This is a genomic window from Agrobacterium vaccinii (assembly GCF_021310995.1).
In the GTDB taxonomy this organism is placed as follows: domain Bacteria; phylum Pseudomonadota; class Alphaproteobacteria; order Rhizobiales; family Rhizobiaceae; genus Agrobacterium; species Agrobacterium vaccinii.
The window spans coordinates 149,140-170,765 of sequence record NZ_CP054150.1; the positions used below are offsets into that span (position 1 = coordinate 149,140).

Below are 21,626 nucleotides of genomic sequence, written 5' to 3' on the forward strand. Positions count from 1 at the left end.
CAGCAGTATCCGTGCCTCGGCTCGACGTGAAAAGCGTCGGGCGAGGTCGTGCGATCTGGCCTACGATGACTTTACTGTTCGAGACAGAGTTTGATATACGTCTCGTATGTTTAAATAGCCAGCATACGACGCGTATGTCAATATGTATACGCATCGTATGTTAATTTCGAGGATGAGATATGACACCGAAAACGCGGTCGCAAATGGTCGAGGAGACACGCGCAAAACTCATCGCGGCGGCACGAAAGGCCTTTGCATCAAAGGGTTATGCCGCGTCGTCCATGGATGACCTCACAGCGGAGGCAGGCCTGACCCGCGGTGCGCTCTATCACAATTTTGGTGACAAAAAAGGCCTGCTACAGGCCGTTATCGACCAGATCGATGCCGAAATGCTGGCGAGAATGCGTGTCGTTCAGGAAGAAGCCGAGACGCCTTGGCGCGGTCTGCTTGCCGAAAGTGTGGCTTATATCGAAATGGCTTTGGAGCCTGAAATACAGCGCATCATGTTGTTGGATGGACCTGCAGTGCTGGGCGATCCGGCCAAATGGCCCAACCAGACGGCTTGCCTCAAGCGAATTGAGAAAACGGTTCAGGAACTGATTAATGATGGCGCGCTCAAGCCGCTGGATGCCAGGGCCGCAACGTGGTTGCTGAATGGCGCCGTGTTGAATGCGGCTCTCTGGATTGCCGCAGCCGGCGATCCTCGCGCGGCCTTTCCAAAGGCCATCGAAGCCTTCCACTCCATGGCCTCCGGTTTGCTGGCGAAGCCATGATTGCCCCGGCCGTCATAACCTGTTTATCGGCATTGGCTGATAGCGCTCGATACCGATAGCGTCCAGAAACGCCTGATCGTGGCTGACAACCAGAAGCGCGCCGTCATAGGCGCGCAAGCCCGCCTCGACAGCCTCTATTGCGTCGATATCGAGATGGTTGGTCGGTTCATCCAAAATCAGAAACGGCGGCGGGGCTTCACCTCCCAGGGTACAGGCCAGACCCGCCCGCAAAAGCTGGCCGCCGCTCAATGCTCCGACCAACTGCAAGGCCGCATCGGCGCGAAACATGAAGCGGGACAGCGCCGCGCGGCACGCATTGTCGTCGAACTGCGGGTTTAGTCGTCGAAAATTGTCCAGAATGGATGTCGTGGCGTCGAGAATACTTACCTGCTGATCCAGCATGGCCCAGTCCGTGAAAATCCTGATCTCACCGCTCCACGGTTTCAACGCACCTGTCATGACAGAGAGCAGCGTGGATTTGCCCGATCCATTTGCGCCGGTCACGGCAATCCGTTCCGGCCCAGTGATGGAAAAGGAAACATCACGCAAGACCGGCAGACCGGGCAGATATCCCGCCGTAATCCCGTCCATCTGCAACACCATTTTCGATGCGGGGAGGCCGGTCGAGGCAAGCGATACCGAAAGTGGCTGAAGTATTTCTATTTTGCGGCGTGCCGTTTCGAGTGTCTGCGTAGCATCGGCCTCTCGGCTTTCCGCCAGCCTTGAATGGCTGCCGCTGGTGCCTTCGCTTCGGTTTTTCATGGCTCCGAGGAGGATTCGGGGCTGGTCGCGTTTGGCGGCCTTGCGTCGCCCGGTGCTGTCTTTGCGTGCCTTGGCCTCGGCTCTCTCCTGTGTTTTGCGAGCGACGTCGTTGAGCTGTTTCTCAGCCTCGGACATGTCGCGCTCCACGGCAGCAAGCTCCAATGCTTTCAGGCTCTGATAATGGCTCCAATTTCCGCCGTAGCGTTTCGCCCCAAGCGAGGTCAGGTCCACGATGGTGTCCATGCTCTCCAGCAATTCGCGATCATGGCTGACGACCAGCGCCCCGCCGCGCCATGCCCTCAGAAAATCAATGATGGCTGTGCGGCCCTCGCGGTCGAGATTGTTGGTCGGCTCGTCCAGCAGCATGAAATCCGGCTTGCGGAACACCAGCGCGGCAAGTCCGGCGCGTGTGCGTTGCCCGCCGGACAGGCATGACAGGTGCGTCTCGGCACTGGCATCAAGGCCGAGAAGACCAAGGGCTGACCGCATGCGGTCCTCTAACGTCCAGTCGGCAATTTCCAGTTCCGCAAGCGTTGCCTGACCGCTTTCGGCCTGCCTGATAATGGCCAGCGCTTGAGATACACCAAAGAGATCAGCGATGGTGTGATGTGCATCCACCTGCACGGTTTGCTGCATCGTGCCGATGCTACCCGAGATGGAGACGCTCCCTGCATGCGGAATGAGGTCGCCAGCGATCAGTCTCAGCAATGTGGATTTTCCAACACCGTTACGACCCACAAGACCGGTTCGTTCACTGTCGAAGCTGAGTGTCAGGTTTGAAAAGAGGATACGCCCTTCAGGCGTGGACCAGCTGAGATTGGAGAGTGTTATGGAGGCAGGCATGAGCAACGACTTTCCCGAAAACAACAAAATGGGTGGCTGTTGTTGTTGGGGAGAAATCCATGTCGAACACATCCTGCGAGAATTGGCTGAGACCCCATAATAGGATCGGCTCAATGTGTGTTCAAGCTAAAATGAGATGTTGGACGGCGCGGTGACGCACCATTTCCAAGTTGCGGCAGGCACAAACCTGCCGCAGCACGTCATCAACGCAGTGCGCCTACCAGAACGTCGCGACCATCCTCGATGGAAACCCAGCGGCCCGTGTTGAAGGACGCCTGACGCTTGAGATAGGTGTAGGTGGTGTTCGTCCACAGTTTGACCTCATCCGACAGGTTGTCGAGAATGAAGTCGCCTTCATTGGTGCGCAGAGTGAGTACGGCGTGGCCTTCACCATCGGGCTTGCGAACGACCGTTATCAGCAGATCGGATACGGCAAAGCCGCGCTCCATCAGCTTGCGGCGCTTGAGCAGCACGAAGTCTTCGCAGTCGCCAGCGGTGGTCGGGTATTCCCAGACCTCGTCGCGGCCGTAAACTTCCAGATCGGTCATGGCGACGATCGTGGAGTTCACTTCCTTGTTGATGTCGTGAATGACCTTCCAGCCATATTCCGTCACACGCGGTGGGGGCGTCAGCTTGCTGCGAATGTCGCATTCCGATTGGTACTTCTGGCAGAACTCGTAATGGCCGATCGGCTGGGACGTGATGCCGCCTGTGACCATAGACAGGCTACCCTTGTTTTCTGCCTGCACGGAGGCCGCAGACAGTAGTCCGGTCACAAGTGCTACAAGCAGAGCACGCGCCCACGGTGCGTTCTTCATGAAACCCGTCCCTTAAAATCTTAACGAAAAGTTAAGAGAGGAAGGGGGTGCAAGTCAATCGGAACTCAGCGCCATGAACGCAAGATGAATAATATGGTTAAGATCGTTGCGTTTTTGCCGACAAAACAAGGCTTTTGGCCGCCGTCAGCATGCGCTCGATGTCCTGTGGACGGGACAGTCTGTGGTCTCCGTCGCGGATAAGGCTCAGCACGACGTCGTCGGCGGGCAGATGGTTGAGCAGCTTGAGAGCATGTTGGTACGGCACGTCGTCGTCGCGCATGCCCTGTAGGATGTGAACCGGGCACCCGGTTTCGATGATCCCCGTCAGCACGAGGTTGTTGCGCCCGTCTTCGATCAGGTCCCGAGTGAAAATATTGGGCTCATCGCTGTATTCCGACTTTTCCTCGAAGAATCCACGCTCTGCAAGTGACGCCTTTTCAGCTTCCGAAAGGTTGGGTTCGATCAAATCAGCCGTGAAATCCGGGGCTGGCGCAATCAGCAGCAAGCCGGCCACCTGCGGACCATTCGTAACCTTGCGCAGTTCTTCCACCAGCCGAAGTGCAATCCAGCCGCCCATGGAAGACCCTGTTATAATGATACGCTTCGGGGCTTTGTGGCGCAGAACCGCCATGGTTTCATTCAGCCAGCGCGAAATCGTACCCTCGTTGAAGTCGCCGCCGGATGCGCCGTGGCCGGAATAATCGAGGCGAATACAGGCTAGTCCGTTTTCTACAGCGAATTTGTCCAGTTCCACCGCCTTCGTGCCTGTCATGTCCGAGCGATAGCCACCAAGCCACACCAGCGTGGGTGCGTCCGTATCCGTCACTGCCGCGCGTGACAGTATAGCGATCTCGCGCGCATCACTGGTTGTGCCGACGGTAATATACTCAATGGTTTGCTCAGTCATAACGACGCGATTCTCCTCGGTTCCACTCCCCATGTAGAGCAAATTCAGAAAAAGCACGACAGGAGGTGATTTTTTTGAGCGGCTGTGCTATTGACTTCGCGGCGGCATTCACGACATTTCCGCCATTTGCACCGACAAGCTGTTTTTGCCGACGCGATCCCGAAACAGATCAGGAGAATACGACCATTCGCAGACCGTTCAAAGCCGATGCCCCCGTCAAAGAGGGCCCGCGCTCCAACAGGGAAATCCGAATTCCCAAGATTCAGCTGATTGATGAAGAAGGCCAGAACCTCGGCGTGATGCCGACGGACCAGGCTTTGAAGATGGCAGAAGACGCCGGTCTCGATCTCGTTGAGATCTCGCCGAACGCGGAACCGCCGGTCTGTAAGATTCTCGATCTTGGCAAGCTGAAGTATTCGACCCAGAAAAAAGCGGCCGAAGCGCGCAAGAAGCAGAAGATTGTCGAAGTCAAAGAAATCAAGATGCGCCCAAATATCGACACCCATGACTATGAGGTGAAGATGAAGGCGATGAACCGGTTCTTCGATGAAGGCGACAAGGTAAAGGTAACGCTGAAGTTCCGTGGCCGTGAAATGGCTCACCAGGAACTCGGTATGAAGCTCCTTCTGCAAGTCAAGGAAGACACCCTAGCCATTGCCAAGGTTGAAGCTGAACCGAAGCTCGAGGGACGTCAGATGATGATGGTTCTGGCACCGAAGTAAGTCTAGAACGTCTGAATTGTAGGCGTTTACGCACAGTCGCAGGGGAATTTATCATTCCCCGTTGCTCTTTTTCATAACTGAGGTTATAGGAGCGCGTCCGAACGGTCCGGCAGGGCATGCCGTGTCCGTTCCAGAATAGCTTGAAAGCAGGCTTCGTCTGCCTGCCTTCGATACAAAAATGGAGTAGCAAAATGCCCAAGATGAAGACGAAGTCCGCTGCAAAGAAGCGGTTCAAGATCACAGGTACCGGCAAGGTTCTCGCAGCCGCTGCCGGCAAGCGCCACGGCATGATCAAGCGTTCCAACAAGTTCATTCGCGACGCGCGCGGAACCATGGTTCTGGCCGACGCTGACGCCAAGAAGGTCGTCAAGAACTATCTGCCGAACGGTCTCTAAGACTTTTCCGCGTATTTGGACATTTTAAGGAGATCATGACATGGCACGCGTAAAACGTGGCGTAACTTCCCGCGCCAAGCACACCAAGACACTCAAGGCAGCCAAGGGCTTCTACGGCCGTCGCAAGAACACCATCCGCGCAGCCAAGGCTGCTGTGGACCGTTCCAAGCAGTACGCTTACCGCGACCGTAAGGTCAACAAGCGCAACTTCCGCGCTCTGTGGATTCAGCGTATCAATGCTGCTGTTCGCGAATTCGGCCTGACCTATGGCCGCTTCATCGACGGCCTGAACAAGGCTGGCATCGAAGTGGACCGCAAGGTTCTGTCCGACATGGCTATCCATGAGCCAGCAGCGTTCGGCGTTCTCGTTGACACAGCAAAGAAGTCTCTTGCGTACCTCAAGGACGCAGGCACCACCAACGAATTTGAAGCCGCTGTAAAGTAATTACGGCGCGGACAAATTGTTGTTCATTTGAAACCCGCGCCGGGCCACCGGTGCGGGTTTTTTTATTCGGATGGCGGTCTTTGCTGGCCGCGAACGGGCGATTTGCGCCCAAGAGTAATGAATGCTGCAAGCGGCTGACCCGGAGGAAAAGGCTAGAGGATTCCATGTCCACCTCGAGGACGCGGATATTGCTGCCTTGATGCAGGTTTTGCTGACCAGCGACAACCGCATTCAGCAACTCAATCTTTCCGCAGGTTCTGTCTGGATCAAGCGACAGGGCACGGAAACTGCGCCCTGGTGGCTGAAAATCCAGGCGTTTTTCGCCGCAGCGTTGCCCTACAAGTTTCTGAAGCCATCGCCCATCCTCAAGCCCACGGAGATGATGGCGCGTGAGAAGCGCCGGATGATGACGTTTGGAGAAAATGGTTTCCCCGTCCCAGAGATCATCTATTCGTCTCAGACCGCCATCGTCATTTCCGATGTTGGGCCAACGGTCCAGCGCATTTTGAAAACGAAACGCGGCGCGGGCGCGAGTGATCACGACGGGCTTTTGATCGATTGCGCCGCTGCCATCGGGAATCTCCATGCGGCAGGCCTGTGCCATGGCCGCCCGCATGTGCGCGACTTCTTCTTGCAGGACGGACGCATCGGCTTCATGGATTTCGAGGAGGAGCCGGAGGCCGTGATGCCGCTCGAAACCGCGCAGGCGCGCGACATCTGGCTGCTGTTTCTGCCGCTGGTATCACTTGCGCAAAACGGCAAGACAACACTCGATGCTGCCTACCAGGCATGGTCAGCGCGCGCGCCGAAAGAAACGATAGTAGAATTACAGCGGTTGGTGCGTGTTCTCAGCCGCTTTTTGCCGCTCGCACGGTTGATTGGACGCGTGCGGATGGGTAGTGATCTGCAACGCTTTATCGTGGCGACTGATTATCTGAAGAATGCCGTTAAACCCGAAGCCGCAGGCTAAAGCCTGACGAGGCAGGAAAATATGACCGAACTGGATACCTTGAAATCGCAATTGATGTCGGACATCACAGCTGCCGGGGATGAAGCATCCATCGAAGCCGTGCGCGTTTCCGCTCTGGGCAAAAAGGGCTCTGTTTCCGAGCTGTTGAAGACGCTGGGCTCCATGACCCCGGAAGAGCGCCAGACGCGCGGTGCCGCCATCAACCAGTTAAAGACCGAAGTGACGGACGTCATCACAGCCCGCAAGGCCGAGTTGAAGGATGCGGCAATTGAAGCGCGCCTGAAGGCCGAAACGCTGGATATCAGCCTACCGGTGCGCCAGTCGCCTGCCGAGCGCGGTCGCATTCATCCGATCAGCCAGATCGTTGATGAAATCACCGCCATCTTTGCCGATATGAGTTTCTCCATCGCGGAAGGCCCGGATATCGAGACGGACTATTACAACTTCACAGCCCTGAACTTCCCCGAGGGTCATCCGGCCCGCGAAATGCATGACACATTCTTCTTTCAGCCGGACGAGAACGGTGAGCGCAAGGTGCTGCGCACGCACACCTCGCCCGTCCAGGTGCGCACCATGGAATCCCAGAAGCCACCGATCCGTATCGTCATTCCCGGCAAGACCTATCGTCAGGATAGCGACGCCACCCACTCACCGATGTTCCATCAGGTCGAGGGCCTAGTGATCGACAATAAGGCGAATGTCGCAAACCTGCGCTGGATATTGGAAGAGTTCTGCAAGACCTTCTTCGAAGTCGACAGCGTCACCATGCGCTTCCGCCCATCCTTCTTCCCCTTCACGGAGCCAAGCTTCGAAGTGGATATCCAGTGCGACCGCTCCGGCCCCATCGTCAAGTTCGGCGAAGGCAAGGACTGGATGGAAATCCTCGGCTGCGGCATGGTCCACCCTAATGTCCTGCGCGCCGGTGGCCTCGACCCCGACGAGTTCCAGGGCTTTGCCTGGGGCATGGGGCTCGACCGCATCGCCATGCTGAAATACGGCATGCCCGACCTGCGCGACTTCTTCAACGCCGACGTCCGCTGGATGACCCACTACGGCTTCCGTCCACTGGACATGCCGACATTGTTTGGTGGTTTGAGCAGCTGAGTCATGCCGACCGTTCTTCGCAAATACGGCTTTCGTTTTCACTTCTACTCAGGTGATGGCCATGAGCCGCCGCATATTCATATTGATGGAAACGGTGGCGAAGCGAAGGTTTGGTTGGACGCGGTGAGACTAGCGCAGGCAAAGGGCTTCAATCAGCGCGATATCGCCCGTATATTGGAAACAGTTGAGGAACACCGGCAGCAGATGATGGAGGCGTGGCATGACTACTTCGGATGATGCATACCTAGAAAGCGATCGCCCTGTCGAAGCATGGTGCGATCCGCATGAGGTCCACGTTCGTCTAGCAGACGGTAGACACGTTTCTACGCCGCTTTGGTGGTATCCGAGGCTTTTGAACGCGACGCCAGCTCAGCGCAACACGGTTGAATTGATGCTTGCAGGGGTGCATTGGCCTGAAGTTGATGAGGACCTGTCTGTCGATGGCATGCTGAAGGGCCGCAAGGCTCCGGGTGCGACGGCCCCACAGAAAGCTGCATAATTGATGAAGAACTTCACGCCCAAGATCGCCAGTCCAGAAGAGACAAATACCGTTAAGGACAGACCCACATGAAATTCACACTCTCCTGGCTGAAAGAGCATCTGGACACCGATGCGTCTCTCGAGCAGATCTGCGAACGCCTCACCGCCATCGGCCTCGAAGTCGAGGATGTCGATGACAAGGCGGCCTACAAGCCCTTCGTTATCGCCAAGGTTCTGAGCGCCGAAAAGCATCCGGAGGCGGATCGTCTCAAGGTGCTCAGCGTCGATGCGGGCGACGGCAAGCCGGTGCAGATCGTGTGCGGTGCGCCGAATGCGCGCGCCGGTTTGGTCGGAGCGCTGGCGCGTCCGGGCGACTATGTGCCTGGCATCGATGTCACCCTGGCGGTCGGCAAGATCCGCGGTGTGGAAAGCCATGGCATGATGTGCTCGGAGAAAGAGCTCAACATGTCCGATAGCCATGATGGCATCATCGATCTGCCTGACGATGCGCCGGTCGGTACGTCGTTTGCAGCCTATGCCGGTCTTGACGATCCCATGATTGAGATCAACCTCACGCCGAACCGCCCGGATTGCACGTCGATCTACGGCATCGCGCGTGATCTTGCTGCTTCGGGTCTCGGCACGCTCAAGACAAAGCCTGCTCTGGCTTTCAAGGTTGAAGGCGCAACCCCGGTTGACGTGACGCTCGATCTCGATGACGCCGCACTGTGCCCTGGCTTCGGCCTGCGCCTCGTGCGTGGCGTGAAGAACGGTCCGAGCCCAAAGTGGATGCAGCAGCGTCTTCTCGCCATCGGTCTTCGCCCCATCAACGCACTGGTCGACATTACCAACTACATGACCTTCGATCAGGGCCGCCCGATGCACGTCTTCGATGCGGCAAAGGTCAAGGGCAATCTCGTCGTTCGCCGCGCCAAGGATGGTGAAACCATTCTTGCGCTGGATCAGCGTGAGTACAAGCTTGGGCCCACCAATGTCGTGATTGCCGATGATAACGGCATCGAATCCATCGGCGGCGTCATGGGTGGCGAGCATTCCGGCTGCGATGAGAACACCACCGATGTCCTGATCGAATCGGCTCTCTGGGACCCGATCAACATCGCCAAGACCGGCCGCTCGCTCGGCATCATCACCGATGCCCGTTACCGGTTCGAGCGTGGCGTCGATCCCGAATATATGGTGCCGGGTCTGGAGCGAACGACCGAACTGGTGCTGGAGCTCTGTGGCGGCACGGCGGCAGAAGCGAAGGTCGTCGGCTACAAGGGCTTCGAGCCCAAATGGCTCGATTTCCCGTTGTCGGAAGTCAAGCGCCTGACGGGCCTTGATGTTTCCGCGCAGGAAACACTCGATATTCTCAAGGGCCTCGGCTTCGGCATCGAAGGTTCGGGCGAGCGCGTGAGCGTCTCGGCTCCCTCATGGCGTCCCGATGTGGATGGCAAGGCCGATCTGGTGGAAGAGGTGATGCGCATTCATGGCGTCGATAACATCAAGCCGGAACCGCTGGAAAGCTTTGGCGCGGTCAATGGCCGTATTTTGACCACGCTGCAAATCCGCACCCGCACGGCCAAGCGTTCGCTGGCGAGCCGCGGCATGCTGGAGGCGGTGACGTGGTCGTTCATTCCCGAAGCCCAGGCAAAGCTCTTTGGCGGCGGTTCGCCTGCGCTGAAGCTCGCCAACCCCATCGCTGCCGATATGTCGGACATGCGCCCTTCGCTGTTGCCCGGCCTGTTGACGGCTGCCCAGCGCAATGCCGACAAGGGCCATGGTGATGTGGCGATCTTCGAAGTCTCCGGCACCTATGAAGGTGACACGCCGGAAGCCCAGCGTCGCGTGGCCGGTGGCGTTCGCCGTGGCACGGCATCGCTGGCTGGTTCCGGTCGCATGTGGTCCAACACGGCCAAGGGCGGCGGCAAGCCGGTGGATGTCTATGATGCCAAGGCCGATGCACTCGCCGTCATCGAAGCCTGCGGCCTGCCGATGAGCAATGTGCAGATCGAAGCAGGTGCGCCTAACTGGTACCATCCTGGTCGCTCCGGTACGATCAAGATGGGGCCGAAGGTCATCCTGGGTTACTTCGGTGAATTCCACCCGAAGACGCTCGCCGAACTGGATGTCTCGGGCGTCTATGCCGGTTTCGAGATCTATCTCGATGCCATGCCCGAGCCGAAGAAGAAGGCGACCCGCACCAAACCCGCTTTGGAACTGTCACCCTTCCAGACCGTCAAGCGCGACTTCGCCTTCGTGGTGGATCGCTCCGTAGAAGCTGGCTCCATCATCAAGGCGGCGACCAGTGCCGACCGCAAACTCGTCACCGGCGTCAATGTCTTCGACGTCTTCGAAGGCGCATCCGTCGGCGAAAACAAGAAGTCCATCGCCATCGAAGTCCAGATCCAACCGGTCGACAAGACCCTGACGGATGAGGACTTCGAAGCACTGACGGCCAAGATCGTCGGCAATGTCGAGAAATCGACAGGCGGCGTTTTGCGCGCCTAAGCGGCGTGGTGATAACGCCGTTCCTGGGTCAGACCGCCGTAACCATAGGCGGTCGCCCGCACGTCCTCGACATAGACATAGCTCTCCTCGTGAAGGTTTCCGAGGAGAGCTGAAAAGCCCTTGAAGACCTCGGCGATATAGGTTGCCTTTTCGGCCTTCGTATTTGTTTCATCTGTAATTTTGATGTCGAGATAGACGCTGGACTTGCCCTGTGCGGCAAGAGTCTTGCCGCCGACAATCCAGTCGAGTGGATCGATGTATTGGATTGTGATGGCTGTGAGGGCCGGGTTCTTTCCCAGAATGCGATGCGTCAACTCCGAGAGAAGCGCGGAAATCTTCGTTGTCATCTCCTCAGTCTTCTCGGCACTCACCTTAACATTCAAAATCGGCATCTTCTTCTCCATGTGGTTAGCTATGCAACTATTTGTCTGGCATCAGCTTATCTGCCTGTTGATGGACTTTGCCTGGTCTACGAATTGTTCAAAAGAACCGTCTCCGAGTTCCGTTCGCAAACGTTTGGTCACCGCAGCACTGGCCGCATCCAACGATGCATGCAGTGCCAAAGCCTCTGCGGTCGGGTGAATCTCGCACTCTCGCTTGTCACGCTTGGCTGTTTGGCGCGTCAGAAAACCGCGTTTCTCAAGCCCATCGATCGCTCGTGTGGCCGTTGCTCTGGCGATCTGCAACGTGTCTGCCAACTCGCTCTGCAACATGCCGGGCTTGTTCAGCGCCGCGCGCAGCGTAAAGGCTTGAGCGGGAGTCAGGTTAAAAGGCTTGAAAGCCTCAGTCCAGACGCGCTCCAGTTGGCGGCTCAAGGCCATGGTGTTGAAGTAGATACAATGATCAAACATGGCCTACAATATCACGAATGATTGTATATGCAACTATATTAGAAGCGTACACTTAATTTTCGTCCGGTGCGTTCACCTTGACGTGGCGCAAGTCCTGGAATTTCCTCTAACAAACTGTTCTAAAACGGTTTTACACCCTCGCTCCAATTCTTGCGGTACGAGGGTGTAAAATTCAATAAAAACAAATAGATAAATTATCTATTCGCCATCGCTGCCATCTGCGCGGGATATCGCCCGCCCGCGACCTTCGCCGGAGACAAAAGCTCACCGAGCTTCGCAGCTTCCTCCGCACTCAGTGCCACATCGGCCGCTGCCACGTTCTTTTCCAGATTGGCGATCTTCGTCGTGCCGGGAATAGGGACGATGAAATCGCCTTGTGCCAGCACCCATGCCAGCGCTAGTTGGCCCGCCGCCACGCCTTTTTCCGCGGCCATCTCTTCAAGAAGCGTTATGAGCGCCAGATTAGCGTCGAAATTCTCCGCCTGGAAGCGGGGGAGGGAGCGGCGGAAATCGGTGTCGGAGAGGCCGTCGAGCTTCTTCAAGGCGCCGGTCAGAACACCGCGACCGAGTGGACTAAACGGCACGAAGCCGATGCCGAGTTCGCGGCAGGTGTCGAGCACGCCGTTTGTCTCGACATCGCGGGTCCACAGCGAATACTCGCTTTGAAGTGCGGTGATAGGGTGGGTGGCGTGCGCTTTGCGTACCGTCTCCGCATTGGCTTCGGATAGGCCGAGATGACGAATCTTACCCGCCTTTACCAGTTCGGCCATTGCACCGACCGTCTCTTCAATCGGCACGTTGGGGTCAACGCGGTGCTGGTAGAAGAGATCGATTACATCGATGCCCAGACGCTTGAGGGAGGCGTCGGCCACGGCGTGCACATTCTTAGGTCGGCTGTCGGTACCCACCATCATCTGTCCGGCTGGCTTGCTGGCATCGATCTTGAAGCCGAATTTGGTGGCGATGATGACCTTCTCGCGGTAAGGCTTCAAGCCCTTGCCGACCAAAACTTCATTGGTGTGAGGTCCATAGACCTCAGCCGTATCGAAGAAGGTCACGCCAAGTTCGACGGCGCGGTGCAGGGTCGCGATGGAGGCAGCTTCATCTGCAGATGGGCTGTAAGCATGGCTCATGCCCATGCAGCCGAGGCCAAGCGCTGAAACGGAGAGATTGTTTCCGAGAATTCTGTTTTGCATCTGTCTGTCCTTGAAAACGGCACCCGTTTACATCGTTGCAACGGGTCCGATGGATCGCTGGGAGCCAGGGATCGATAGAAAATGCATGAGATCAGAACTTGATCCGGTAGCGGATATGGCCATCGCTCTTGATATAGCTGTCATAGAGCTTGCGGGCCTGGGCATTATCCTCGTTGGTATGCCAGTAGAGGCGTGACCAACCCTTCTCTCCACAGATGGAAATCAGGTCATCGATCAGGGCGCGACCGATCCCTTTGCCGCGAATGGTGGCATCGATGAACAAGTCTTCCAGATAGCAATCCGGCGTCTTGACCCAAGTGCTGTCATGGAAGTGGTGGATGGCAAAGCCAACCACCTGTCCATCCAGCACTGCCAGACGCGCAGACACGCGCGACGTGGGGTCGATGATGCGCGCCCATGTGTGGGCGGTTACGTCGTCGGCGAGATCAACACTGTAGAAGGCAAGGTAATCCTGCCAAAGCCTAAGCCACTGGCCGTAGTCTTCGCTACGGGCATCGCGAATGCTGAGATCCATTATGCGCCAGCCTTGTCCAGAAGCGCCACCATCTTGTCGGTCAGTTTCAGTTCCGTGGCGCGCTTGAAGCTTTCCAGCTGCGAAAGGCTGGTGGCGCTGGCGATGGGTGCAGTCACGGCCTTTTTGCGCAAAAGCCAGGCGAGTGCGATATCGGCAAGCTTTGCCCCGGTTTCAGCGGAAATCGTGTCCATGGCACCGAGAATATCGAGGCCGCGCGAGTTGACGTAATCGCCGACACGGTAGGAGCGCGCCACGCCTTCCGTATCTGCCTTGCTACGGTATTTGCCGGTCAGGAACCCGGCGGCAAGGCTGTAGTAGTTGATGACGCCGATGTCTTCCTTCGCGGTCATTTCGGCCAACGGTCCTTCGAACCTCTCGCGGGTGTAGAGGTTATATTCCGGCTGTACGACATCGAAGCGCGCCAAACCGGTTTTCGCGGAGACGTCGAGCGCTTCTTGCAGGTCCGGTGCATCGTAGTTCGAGCAGCCGATGGAGCGCACCTTGCCTTGTTCTTTGAGTTTGGTGAAAGCCCCAAGCGTTTCCTCGATCGGCGTTCCGGCGTCCGGCTTATGGGCCAGATAAAGGTCGATATAATCCGTCTGCAAACGGCGCAACGACGCCTCAACGGCTTGCGCGATCCACTCGGCCTTCAGCCCCTTATCATATCCGACCTTGGATACGATGATCGCCTTGTCGCGGGGTACGCTGCCGCGCTTCAGCCATTTGCCGATGATGGTTTCGGACTCACCGCCCTGATGACCATCAACCCATGCGGAATAGACATCCGCCGTGTCGATGGTGTTGAAGCCTGCATCGAAAAAGGCATCTAGCAACTGGAAGGAGGTGTTCTCATCCGCCGTCCAGCCGAAGACGTTGCCGCCAAAGACGATCGGGGCGATGGAAAGGCCGGTCCGGCCAAGCGCGCGTTTCTCCACGGATGATACTCCCTTTATTTCTTCTGATGTCTACAACAGTAGCAAGCGCATGCAGGCATCACCATTGAATTTCCTTGATGGCTGGCCGTGGCTTGCGTGATGGAAACGACGCTCAGGAGGAAAGGGTTCGGTAAAAACTGGGCGGCGCATCATGATGCTGCTGCCACACGCGACGAAGATGGCGGGCAGAGGCAAAGCCAGAGCGCTCAGCCACTGCTTCCATATCGAGCCTGGAATGGGAGAGAATATCGCGGGCAAGGTTGACGCGCATCAGGTTGATGTAGTCCACCACGCTGACGCCGGTGTGTTCGCGAAACAGCCGCGACAGGTGCCGTTCGCTCAAGGCCGCCGCCTTGGCCAGCCTTCCCAGTGACCATTCGGCGGCGGGATCGGCGACGATGGCATCCTGTGCCTTGTGGACGGATGGGTGAATGTGGTTGCGTCCTGAAAGCCAGGGCGAGATTTGTGGGTCGTTCGCCGTGCGCCTGATATAGATGACCATGATCTGGGCGATCCGTGCCGCAATCACCGGGCTGGTGAGTGACGACACGATGTGCAGCAGAAGATCGATGCCGGTGGAAATGCCAGCGCTGGAAAAGCGCCTGTTGTCTTCCACGAACAGACGGTTGTCCAACACCTGTGCCAAGGGCGCGATCCGTCGCAATTCACCAATGCAATCCGCATGGGTGGTGCATTGATGACCGTCGAAGAGACCGGCCTCGGCAGCAATCAACGCACCGGAGCAGATGGAAACGATGGTGGTATCGTCGCGCACTGTCCGCCGCAGCCAGGCTGCCAGATCGCGCCGCTCCCGCCTTGAACCGGACTGCATCGTTTCTATTAAGGAACCGCCGGAAATCAGCACCATGGCATTCTCGGGCAGCACTTCCGGCAAGGCCTCCAGCCCTGCCAGCGAAAGCCCGATGGTCGTCGTCTGGGTCTTGGCTGCCGCGACATATTGGCAGTCGAACCGCACGGCATCCTGCTGTTCGTTTGCATAACGCAGCACTTCCAGCGGTCCCGCGACATCCAGCAACAGCGTCTGCGGGGGCAGCACCACGAACACCGGAACGATCTTGGTATGCAGTCCGCCGCCACTCGTCATCAGGCGGCTTCTTTCTGCGCCTGCAACGCCTCGTCCACAGTGGCGATGCGGGCAAACCGACCAGAGAGCACCAGTTCAGTGCGCATGGCGATATCCTCTGCCGAAAAGACTTTGCCGGACGCATGTGTCATCGGAAATGTCAGTGTCGCCTCGGTCACGAAATCGACGGTGTAGCCAAGATCGGAGCCCTGCCGCGTGGTGGTTTCGCAGCATTGCTCGGTGCGAATACCGGAGACGATCAGCCGGTTGATGCCATGCTGGGTCAACCACACATCGAGACCCGTGCCGATAAACGCCGAATGGCGGTTCTTACGAAACGTCACTGTGGGCTCGATGCGGATACCCTCCAATGTGCGGATGAAACCGCTGTCTTCGGCAAAGGCCCAGTCGCCATCGACATGGAAGATCTGGATGACGGGAATCCCCGCCGCCTCAGAGCCGTCGATCAGCTTTTGCTGGGCGGCGAGGTAGGCGGAAAGACCGCTCTCATCGAAATAGGGCGCCTGACGAAAGGATTCCTGCACATCGATAACCAGAAGCGCTGTGTGTGAATGGGACATTTTCTGTATTTCCGATTTCTGATGATTACAGTCTTTCCCATTCGCTGAGAAGCCGAAAGTACAGGTTGCGCCGAAGAGAGGACATTTTCAGCCATCATTATGATTCATGCACCTGGGCGTGTCGAACGGTTGCGTGCTCGCTCTGTCGTGATAAAGTGCCGCCCATCACAGTGGAGGCAAGCATGTTGCGTTTTGGAATTCTATCGACGGCGAAAATCGGCCGGGAGCTCGTCATTCCCGCCATTCAAGATGCGGAAAATGCCGTCGTCACCGCAATCGCCAGCCGGGATTTGAGCAAGGCGCGGCAGCTCGCCGACCGCTTCTCCGTGCCACATGCTTTCGGTTCCTACGAGGAGATGCTGGCGTCTGATGTCGTCGACGCGGTCTACATCCCGCTTCCCACCGCCCAGCATGTGGAGTGGTCTATCAAGGCTGCCAATGCGGGCAAGCATGTGCTCTGCGAAAAGCCGATTGCGCTCAAAGCCGACGAGATCGACAGCCTGATTGCCGCACGAGACCGCAACAAGGTGCTGATCTCGGAAGCCTATATGGTGACCTATGCCCCGGTGTGGCTGAAGGTGCGCGAGCTGCTGGCCTCGGGTGCCATCGGAACGCTCAAGCACGTCCAGGGCTCCTTCACCTATTTCAACCGCGATCCCGGCAATATGCGCAACATTCCCGAACTCGGCGGCGGCGCGCTTCCGGATATCGGCGTCTATCCCACCATCACCACCCGCTTTGCCACCGGTAAAGAGCCGAAACGCGTTCAGTCCACGGTGGAGCGTGACCCGGAATTCGGCACCGACATCTACGCGAGCGTCAAAGCAGATTTCGGCGATTTCGAACTCAGTTTCTACATCTCCACCCAGCTTGCGGGCCGCCAGCTGGTGGTTCTGCACGGCACGGAAGGTTTCATCGAGGTCAAGTCACCCTTCAATGCAGATCGTTGGGGTGCCGAGGAAGTGGAGCTCACCAACCAGACCCACGGCCAGTCGCAAATCTTTCGCTTTCAGGATAGCCGCCAGTATCGCAGGGAGGTCGAAGCCTTCGCGACAGCAGCGAGCGGTGGCGATGCTGAGGTCGTGTCTCTGGAAAGCTCCAAGAACAGCCAGCGCTTTATCGACGCGATCTACCGCGCTGCCGACAAGGATGGCTGGGAAACGGTCTAAGACCCGCCACCCAGCCTTTTCCTCGCTCTTAGATAGCCGATAACGGCGAGAGCGAGGCCACCGAATGATGCCGCAAGAAAGGCGACCGGCGATTGCACGAACGGGTTTCGGCTGATGATCAGCGCAAAGATGCCGAAGCTGACGCATGTGCTGATGACGCTGACGAGTATCAGCAAAACGCCGCCCACAGGGGCGGCTCGTTGTAGGCGGTTTACAGTATAGGTGAGAACAGGCAGCGTAATCGCCACACTCAGCAAGCGCGCAAACACAATATCCAAGCCTGAACCAGCCGACAGGGCGAGGGTCAGCAAACCATCCAGCACAGTGAAGGCAACAGTGATCACAATGAATGGTGGTAAGTTCACGCGTTTACGTTCCGTTTCAAGACCCTCGAAACGCATTCTGACGCAAACCTGACGCGCCGCTAGAGATTAAGCGGTGCGCATGCCCCGCATCGCCAACATTGCCCCAAAGGCACCTGCGATACCGACATTGTAACCGGCCAACGCAATCAAAAGTGACAACATATGCACGCCGGATGCAGAAACGAGAGCCGCTACCGCGAACGCAGCTGCAATCAGCATGCCCGTTGCGGCGAGAGCCGTCAGAGAGCGCAAAGCAAGCGCAGCGACGCCAAGTGAGATTCCGAGAACAAATACCATGATGCCGCTCCTCCTCCAGGGGGCCTGAGGAAAGGCACCGTCATCCTCAAAAGCCCTTATTTCTCCTCTTCCAACCGTCCATATATCAGATTGTTGCAATTTTGTGAAATTTAATCGTCAGAAAATTGTCAAATCCGCGTCATGAAGCCGATTTGCGAATCGTGCGCCATGGGGTAGAAACGGGCATGAGCGATATTTTCAGCCAGCCTCTCACCAACCTTGCCGAGTTTTCCGTTTCGGAACTGTCCGGTTCCATCAAACGCACGGTGGAAACCGCGTTCGATCAGGTTCGGGTGCGCGGTGAAATCTCTGGTTATCGCGGCCAGCATACGTCGGGGCATGCCTATTTCTCGCTGAAGGACGACCGCGCCCGCATCGATGCCGTCATCTGGAAGGGCAGTTTTTCCAAGCTGAAATTCCGCCCGGAAGAGGGTATGGAGGTCATCGCCACCGGCAAGATCACCACCTTCCCCGGCTCGTCCAAATACCAGATCGTCATTGAGAGCCTGGAGCCTGCCGGTGCCGGTGCACTGATGGCGCTGCTGGAAGAGCGCCGCCGCAAGCTGGCCGCCGAAGGTCTGTTCGATCAGACGCGTAAGCGCCGTCTGCCCTATATGCCTAGAGTCATCGGCGTCGTCACCTCGCCCACGGGCGCCGTCATCCGTGATATCCTGCACCGCATTTCCGATCGTTTCCCCGTGCATGTTCTGGTCTGGCCGGTGAAGGTACAGGGCGAAGGCTCGGGCGAAGAGGTGGCCAACGCCATCAGGGGCTTCAACGCGCTTGAGATCGGCGGAGACATTCCGCGCCCTGATGTGCTGATCGTTGCACGCGGTGGCGGCAGTCTGGAAGACCTGTGGAGTTTCAACGACGAAATCGTCGTGCGCGCTGCTGCCGAAAGCCAGATACCGCTGATATCAGCCGTCGGCCACGAAACCGATACGACAATCATCGACCACGCAGCCGATGTGCGCGCGCCCACGCCCACGGGTGCTGCCGAAATGGCCGTGCCGGTAAGGGCCGATCTGGAAGCCCAGCTTGCGGGCCTTTCAGCCCGTCTCTCCGGCTCCATGTCCCGCCAGATGGACAACCGCCGCCAAGGCGTGCGTGCGCTCGTCCGCGCCCTGCCATCGCTCGATCAATTGCTGGCCCTTCCACGCCGCCGTTTCGATGAGGCGGCCAGCGGTCTCGGTCGCGGGCTGGAGCTGAACACGCTCAACAAGCGCCGCAGCTTCGAGCGCACGGCTTCAGGCCTGCGCCCGGATGTGCTGGCCCATGGCTTGAAACAGCAGCGCCAGCGCATTCAGGAGCGCATGCAGCGCGCCGAAAGTCTGGTGGAACGCCGCTTGCTGCAAGCGCAATCGCGCGTCTCATCGTCGGACTCGTCGCTGCGTGCTTTGCCCGCCCGTCTCCTCGGCCAGCTGGAGCGCCAGAAGGAGAGGGTGGCCACCGCCACCCGCCGCACCGATACCGCCGTTCTGCACCGCATGTCGCAAAACCGCTCCGGCCTCGCCGCCCACGACCGCATCCTGCAATCGCTGTCTTACAAGAACGTGCTGAAACGCGGTTATGCGGTCATTCGCGACGAAGACAATCGCCCGCTGACACGCGCTGCTGCCGTTGCCTCAGGTGCCGTTGTGTCGATGGAGTTTGCAGACGGTCGCGTGTCTGCCGTCGCTGGCGGTGCGGATGTCCAATCCGCTGACACAGTGACGGCAGCACCGAAGAAAAAGCCGGTGAAATCGACCACATCATGCCCGGTTGATCAAGGCAGTTTGTTTTAGGCGACAACACACTCAGTCATCCTGCACTTTCCCTGGTTTAACTTCAGCCATTGCATCGCCAGCTGCTGTGGGTGCGCGCTTGTGTACCTGGGCTGCTTGAGAAGCTAGTCTGTTGGTTTGTGGTGTAAGAGATTTGCGGGCAAAGGCGAGGGGGCTTTCGACTTGGCTCTGCTTTTGCCCAACGGAAGAACATTTCGATCTGCCAGCGACGTTTGTAGAGATGGGCAATCTCCTAAGCCGGTGCCTTCAGATCGCTGGTGACGATGCCAGAGCCTTTAGCTTGGCTGTTGGCCGGAAGGCAGCAAACCGAGCGATCGAACGCGGACTGAGGAATTTACTTCAAAAGACCGTGAAAAACGCTACTCGCGTGCTGCATGTTTTAATCGCCTGTTCGTGTCCAGAACGTCACCAAGCGCCTGAACACGAGTAGAGTCAGAGTCATGCATCATGTCTAAAAATTGAAACCGAACAGGACTGCATCAAGTGCGGGCGACGGAGAGTGAGGCAGCGATCAGCCCTGCGCGTCGCGTTTGCGCTCTATGGCATCCCACAGTAAACTTGCAACATCAGCACCGCCGAATTTTTTCACTTCGCGGATGCCGGTTGGCGACGTGACGTTGATTTCGGTCATGTAGTCGCCGATGACATCGATGCCGACGAAGAGGAAGCCGCGTTCGCGGAGCGCCGGACCGATGCGCTCACAGATTTCCTTTTCGCGGTTTGTCAGTTCCGTCGGTTCGGGGCGTCCGCCGGCGTGCATGTTGGAGCGGGCATCGTTTTCCGCAGGCACGCGGTTGATGGCGCCGACAGGCTCTCCATCCACCAGCAGGATGCGCTTGTCGCCCTTGCGGACGTCGGGCAGGTATTGCTGGGCGATGTAGGGTTCGCGGAACATTTGGCCGAACATTTCCAGAAGCGAGGAGAAGTTGCGGTCATCACGGGTGGAGTGGAACACGCCAGCGCCGCCATTGCCATAGAGCGGCTTGAGAATGATATCGCCCATTTCTTCGCGGAAGCGGGAAATCTCGGCCACGTCCTTGGTGATCAGCGTGGTGGGCATGAGGTCGGCGAATTCGGTGACGAAGATCTTTTCCGGCGAATTGCGCACCCAGGCCGGGTCGTTCACCACCAGCGTCTTGGGGTGGATGCGCTCCAGCAAGTGCGTGGAGGTTATATAGGCCATGTCGAAGGGCGGGTCCTGGCGCAGATGGATGACATCCATGGTGGCGAGGTCGACGCGTTCCGGTTCGGCTAAGGAGAAGTGATCGCCGTTGATGTCACGAAGCTGCATCTGCTCGACGGTGGCGTAAATCTTGCCATCGCGCATGGACAGGCGATCCGGCGTGTAATGGAACAGGCGGTAGCCACGGGCCTGCGCCTCAAGGCTGATCGCGAATGTGCTATCGCCAGCGATGTTGATGCCGGAGACATGATCCATCTGGATCGCGACGTTCTTGATTTTGGCCATGCGCAATTTCCTTTTGAAAGCCCGAAATGTGTAGGGCAGGCAAGCTTCAAAGGCAACTGCTACGCGGTGGCATATCTATGAGTTTTATTGACGTGAGAGCGCTTTAAAGCGATGGCGTCTTTGCGGGCATCAGCTTGTTTTTCAAACGGAAAGCGATGGCGACCGGCCAAGGGAAAGGGCGGCGCAGGAAGGCGACTTTGCGAACGTAAGTGTCCACTCGCCATGTGGCCCAGGTGCCTGCTTTGAAATAGGCGACGTCACCCGCGTTGAGGTGATGCACCGAGCCATCTTCCGCCGTGACATGCACCCCACCTTCGAGGATGTGCACGGTTTCGTCCCAGGCGAAGAACCAGCGGAATGTGCCCGCCGTGCAATCCCAAAGAGCGGTATAGGCGGCGCGGTCGCTGCTGCGGGAATGGTCGGCCATGCGGGCCTGCGGCTGACCTTCGATGATCCAGTCCGGGTTGATCGGGGCAGGTTGCATGTCCAGCGCGTGTGATGCGGCGGAGACTACGGTCTGCGCCCCGGCACGGCTTTTTGCGCGTGGCACCAAAGGTACAGCGCGACCGGCCATTGCGGCCACACTTGCGATCATAACATGCAAAACCATCGAGCGTCCCCACCTCGTAAC

Annotated in this window: 25 protein-coding genes and 1 pseudogene; 11 read left to right on the top strand and 15 right to left on the bottom strand. The window is 57.8% G+C overall.

The window, feature by feature from the left end; genetic code table 11:
* Positions 1-179 precede the first annotated feature (179 nt).
* Positions 180-773: a TetR/AcrR family transcriptional regulator gene (locus HRR99_RS00745; RefSeq protein WP_233122407.1), complete on the top strand. Its 594-nt coding sequence runs from the start codon at positions 180-182 to the stop codon at positions 771-773.
* Positions 774-785: 12 nt separating this feature from the next.
* Here HRR99_RS00745 and HRR99_RS00750 read toward each other — a convergent pair whose 3' ends face one another.
* From HRR99_RS00750 to HRR99_RS00760, 3 genes are all read right to left on the bottom strand, one after another.
* On the bottom strand, positions 786-2,378 hold the full coding sequence (locus HRR99_RS00750) for an ABC-F family ATP-binding cassette domain-containing protein (protein WP_111840022.1): 1,593 nt from the start codon (positions 2,376-2,378) through the stop codon (positions 786-788).
* A gap of 203 nt (positions 2,379-2,581) precedes the next feature.
* Positions 2,582-3,196: a transglutaminase-like cysteine peptidase gene (locus HRR99_RS00755; RefSeq protein ID WP_233122408.1), complete on the bottom strand. Its 615-nt coding sequence runs from the start codon at positions 3,194-3,196 to the stop codon at positions 2,582-2,584.
* A gap of 97 nt (positions 3,197-3,293) precedes the next feature.
* Complete coding sequence (locus HRR99_RS00760) at positions 3,294-4,103, bottom strand: alpha/beta hydrolase (protein ID WP_111840020.1); 810 nt, start codon at positions 4,101-4,103, stop codon at positions 3,294-3,296.
* Positions 4,104-4,288: 185 nt separating this feature from the next.
* Between HRR99_RS00760 and infC the strand changes: the two genes are divergently transcribed.
* The 8 genes from infC to pheT all read left to right on the top strand — a co-directional run bounded on the left by infC (position 4,289) and on the right by pheT (position 10,730).
* Positions 4,289-4,825, top strand: coding sequence for a translation initiation factor IF-3 (gene infC / locus HRR99_RS00765; protein WP_062587745.1), 537 nt, complete (start codon positions 4,289-4,291; stop codon positions 4,823-4,825).
* 191 nt (positions 4,826-5,016) lie between these two features.
* Entirely contained in the window at positions 5,017-5,220 is a 204-nt protein-coding gene (gene rpmI, locus HRR99_RS00770; RefSeq protein ID WP_111840019.1) for a 50S ribosomal protein L35, read from the top strand.
* Between the two features lie 40 nt (positions 5,221-5,260).
* Entirely contained in the window at positions 5,261-5,665 is a 405-nt protein-coding gene (gene rplT, locus HRR99_RS00775) for a 50S ribosomal protein L20 (RefSeq protein ID WP_111840018.1), read from the top strand.
* 121 nt (positions 5,666-5,786) lie between these two features.
* Positions 5,787-6,635 carry a BUD32 family EKC/KEOPS complex subunit gene (locus HRR99_RS00780; protein WP_233122409.1) on the top strand — a complete coding sequence of 283 codons (849 nt, stop codon included), beginning with the start codon at positions 5,787-5,789 and terminating at the stop codon, positions 6,633-6,635.
* 21 nt (positions 6,636-6,656) lie between these two features.
* Positions 6,657-7,739: a phenylalanine--tRNA ligase subunit alpha gene (gene pheS, locus HRR99_RS00785; protein WP_233122410.1), complete on the top strand. Its 1,083-nt coding sequence runs from the start codon at positions 6,657-6,659 to the stop codon at positions 7,737-7,739.
* Positions 7,740-7,742: 3 nt separating this feature from the next.
* On the top strand, positions 7,743-7,976 hold the full coding sequence (locus HRR99_RS00790) for a DUF4160 domain-containing protein (protein WP_112497783.1): 234 nt from the start codon (positions 7,743-7,745) through the stop codon (positions 7,974-7,976).
* A complete protein-coding gene (locus HRR99_RS00795; RefSeq protein WP_233122411.1) occupies positions 7,960-8,238 on the top strand; it encodes a DUF2442 domain-containing protein in 279 nt (92 codons plus the stop codon). Before HRR99_RS00790 ends, HRR99_RS00795 begins: the two co-directional genes overlap by 17 nt.
* Positions 8,239-8,306: 68 nt before the next feature.
* On the top strand, positions 8,307-10,730 hold the full coding sequence (gene pheT / locus HRR99_RS00800) for a phenylalanine--tRNA ligase subunit beta (protein WP_233122412.1): 2,424 nt from the start codon (positions 8,307-8,309) through the stop codon (positions 10,728-10,730).
* On the opposite strand, the gene HRR99_RS00805 is transcribed toward pheT, so the two are convergent.
* From HRR99_RS00805 to HRR99_RS00835, 7 genes are all read right to left on the bottom strand, one after another.
* Positions 10,727-11,122, bottom strand: coding sequence for a tautomerase family protein (locus tag HRR99_RS00805; RefSeq protein ID WP_233122413.1), 396 nt, complete (start codon positions 11,120-11,122; stop codon positions 10,727-10,729). The genes pheT and HRR99_RS00805 overlap by 4 nt on opposite strands.
* A 42-nt stretch (positions 11,123-11,164) precedes the next feature.
* Positions 11,165-11,581, bottom strand: coding sequence for a MarR family winged helix-turn-helix transcriptional regulator (locus tag HRR99_RS00810; protein WP_233122414.1), 417 nt, complete (start codon positions 11,579-11,581; stop codon positions 11,165-11,167).
* A 194-nt stretch (positions 11,582-11,775) separates the two neighbouring features.
* Positions 11,776-12,777 carry an aldo/keto reductase gene (locus HRR99_RS00815; RefSeq protein WP_233122415.1) on the bottom strand — a complete coding sequence of 334 codons (1,002 nt, stop codon included), beginning with the start codon at positions 12,775-12,777 and terminating at the stop codon, positions 11,776-11,778.
* A 91-nt stretch (positions 12,778-12,868) separates the two neighbouring features.
* Complete coding sequence (locus tag HRR99_RS00820) at positions 12,869-13,312, bottom strand: GNAT family N-acetyltransferase (RefSeq protein ID WP_233122416.1); 444 nt, start codon at positions 13,310-13,312, stop codon at positions 12,869-12,871.
* The gene (locus tag HRR99_RS00825; protein WP_233122417.1) at positions 13,312-14,247 is read right to left on the bottom strand and encodes an aldo/keto reductase; all 936 of its coding nucleotides are present in this window, start codon (positions 14,245-14,247) and stop codon (positions 13,312-13,314) included. The genes HRR99_RS00820 and HRR99_RS00825 overlap by 1 nt, the downstream gene beginning before the upstream one ends.
* 112 nt (positions 14,248-14,359) lie before the next feature.
* On the bottom strand, positions 14,360-15,352 hold the full coding sequence (locus HRR99_RS00830) for a GlxA family transcriptional regulator (protein ID WP_233122418.1): 993 nt from the start codon (positions 15,350-15,352) through the stop codon (positions 14,360-14,362).
* A complete protein-coding gene (locus tag HRR99_RS00835; protein ID WP_233122419.1) occupies positions 15,352-15,912 on the bottom strand; it encodes an isochorismatase family protein in 561 nt (186 codons plus the stop codon). The genes HRR99_RS00830 and HRR99_RS00835 overlap by 1 nt, the downstream gene beginning before the upstream one ends.
* A 182-nt stretch (positions 15,913-16,094) precedes the next feature.
* Here HRR99_RS00835 and HRR99_RS00840 point away from each other — a divergent pair, with 182 nt between their 5' ends.
* Positions 16,095-17,081 carry a Gfo/Idh/MocA family protein gene (locus HRR99_RS00840; protein WP_233122420.1) on the top strand — a complete coding sequence of 329 codons (987 nt, stop codon included), beginning with the start codon at positions 16,095-16,097 and terminating at the stop codon, positions 17,079-17,081.
* Here the strand turns inward: HRR99_RS00840 and HRR99_RS00845 are convergent.
* Positions 17,078-17,482, bottom strand: a complete 405-nt coding sequence (locus HRR99_RS00845; protein WP_233122421.1) for a hypothetical protein — start codon at positions 17,480-17,482, stop codon at positions 17,078-17,080. The two genes, HRR99_RS00840 and HRR99_RS00845, sit on opposite strands and share 4 nt — an antisense overlap.
* Positions 17,483-17,512: 30 nt before the next feature.
* Positions 17,513-17,743 carry a hypothetical protein gene (locus HRR99_RS00850; protein ID WP_233122422.1) on the bottom strand — a complete coding sequence of 77 codons (231 nt, stop codon included), beginning with the start codon at positions 17,741-17,743 and terminating at the stop codon, positions 17,513-17,515.
* A gap of 185 nt (positions 17,744-17,928) precedes the next feature.
* Here HRR99_RS00850 and xseA point away from each other — a divergent pair, with 185 nt between their 5' ends.
* Entirely contained in the window at positions 17,929-19,527 is a 1,599-nt protein-coding gene (xseA, locus tag HRR99_RS00855; protein WP_233122423.1) for an exodeoxyribonuclease VII large subunit, read from the top strand.
* Between the two features lie 172 nt (positions 19,528-19,699).
* Here xseA and HRR99_RS23230 read toward each other — a convergent pair.
* From HRR99_RS23230 to HRR99_RS00865, 3 genes and pseudogenes are all read right to left on the bottom strand, one after another.
* Positions 19,700-19,792: pseudogene (locus HRR99_RS23230) on the bottom strand (transposase); the annotation flags it as partial.
* 246 nt (positions 19,793-20,038) lie between these two features.
* Positions 20,039-20,995, bottom strand: coding sequence for a glutathione synthase (gene gshB, locus HRR99_RS00860; RefSeq protein WP_233122424.1), 957 nt, complete (start codon positions 20,993-20,995; stop codon positions 20,039-20,041).
* A 103-nt stretch (positions 20,996-21,098) separates the two neighbouring features.
* On the bottom strand, positions 21,099-21,605 hold the full coding sequence (locus HRR99_RS00865; RefSeq protein WP_233122425.1) for a cupin domain-containing protein: 507 nt from the start codon (positions 21,603-21,605) through the stop codon (positions 21,099-21,101).
* Positions 21,606-21,626: the final 21 nt, after the last annotated feature.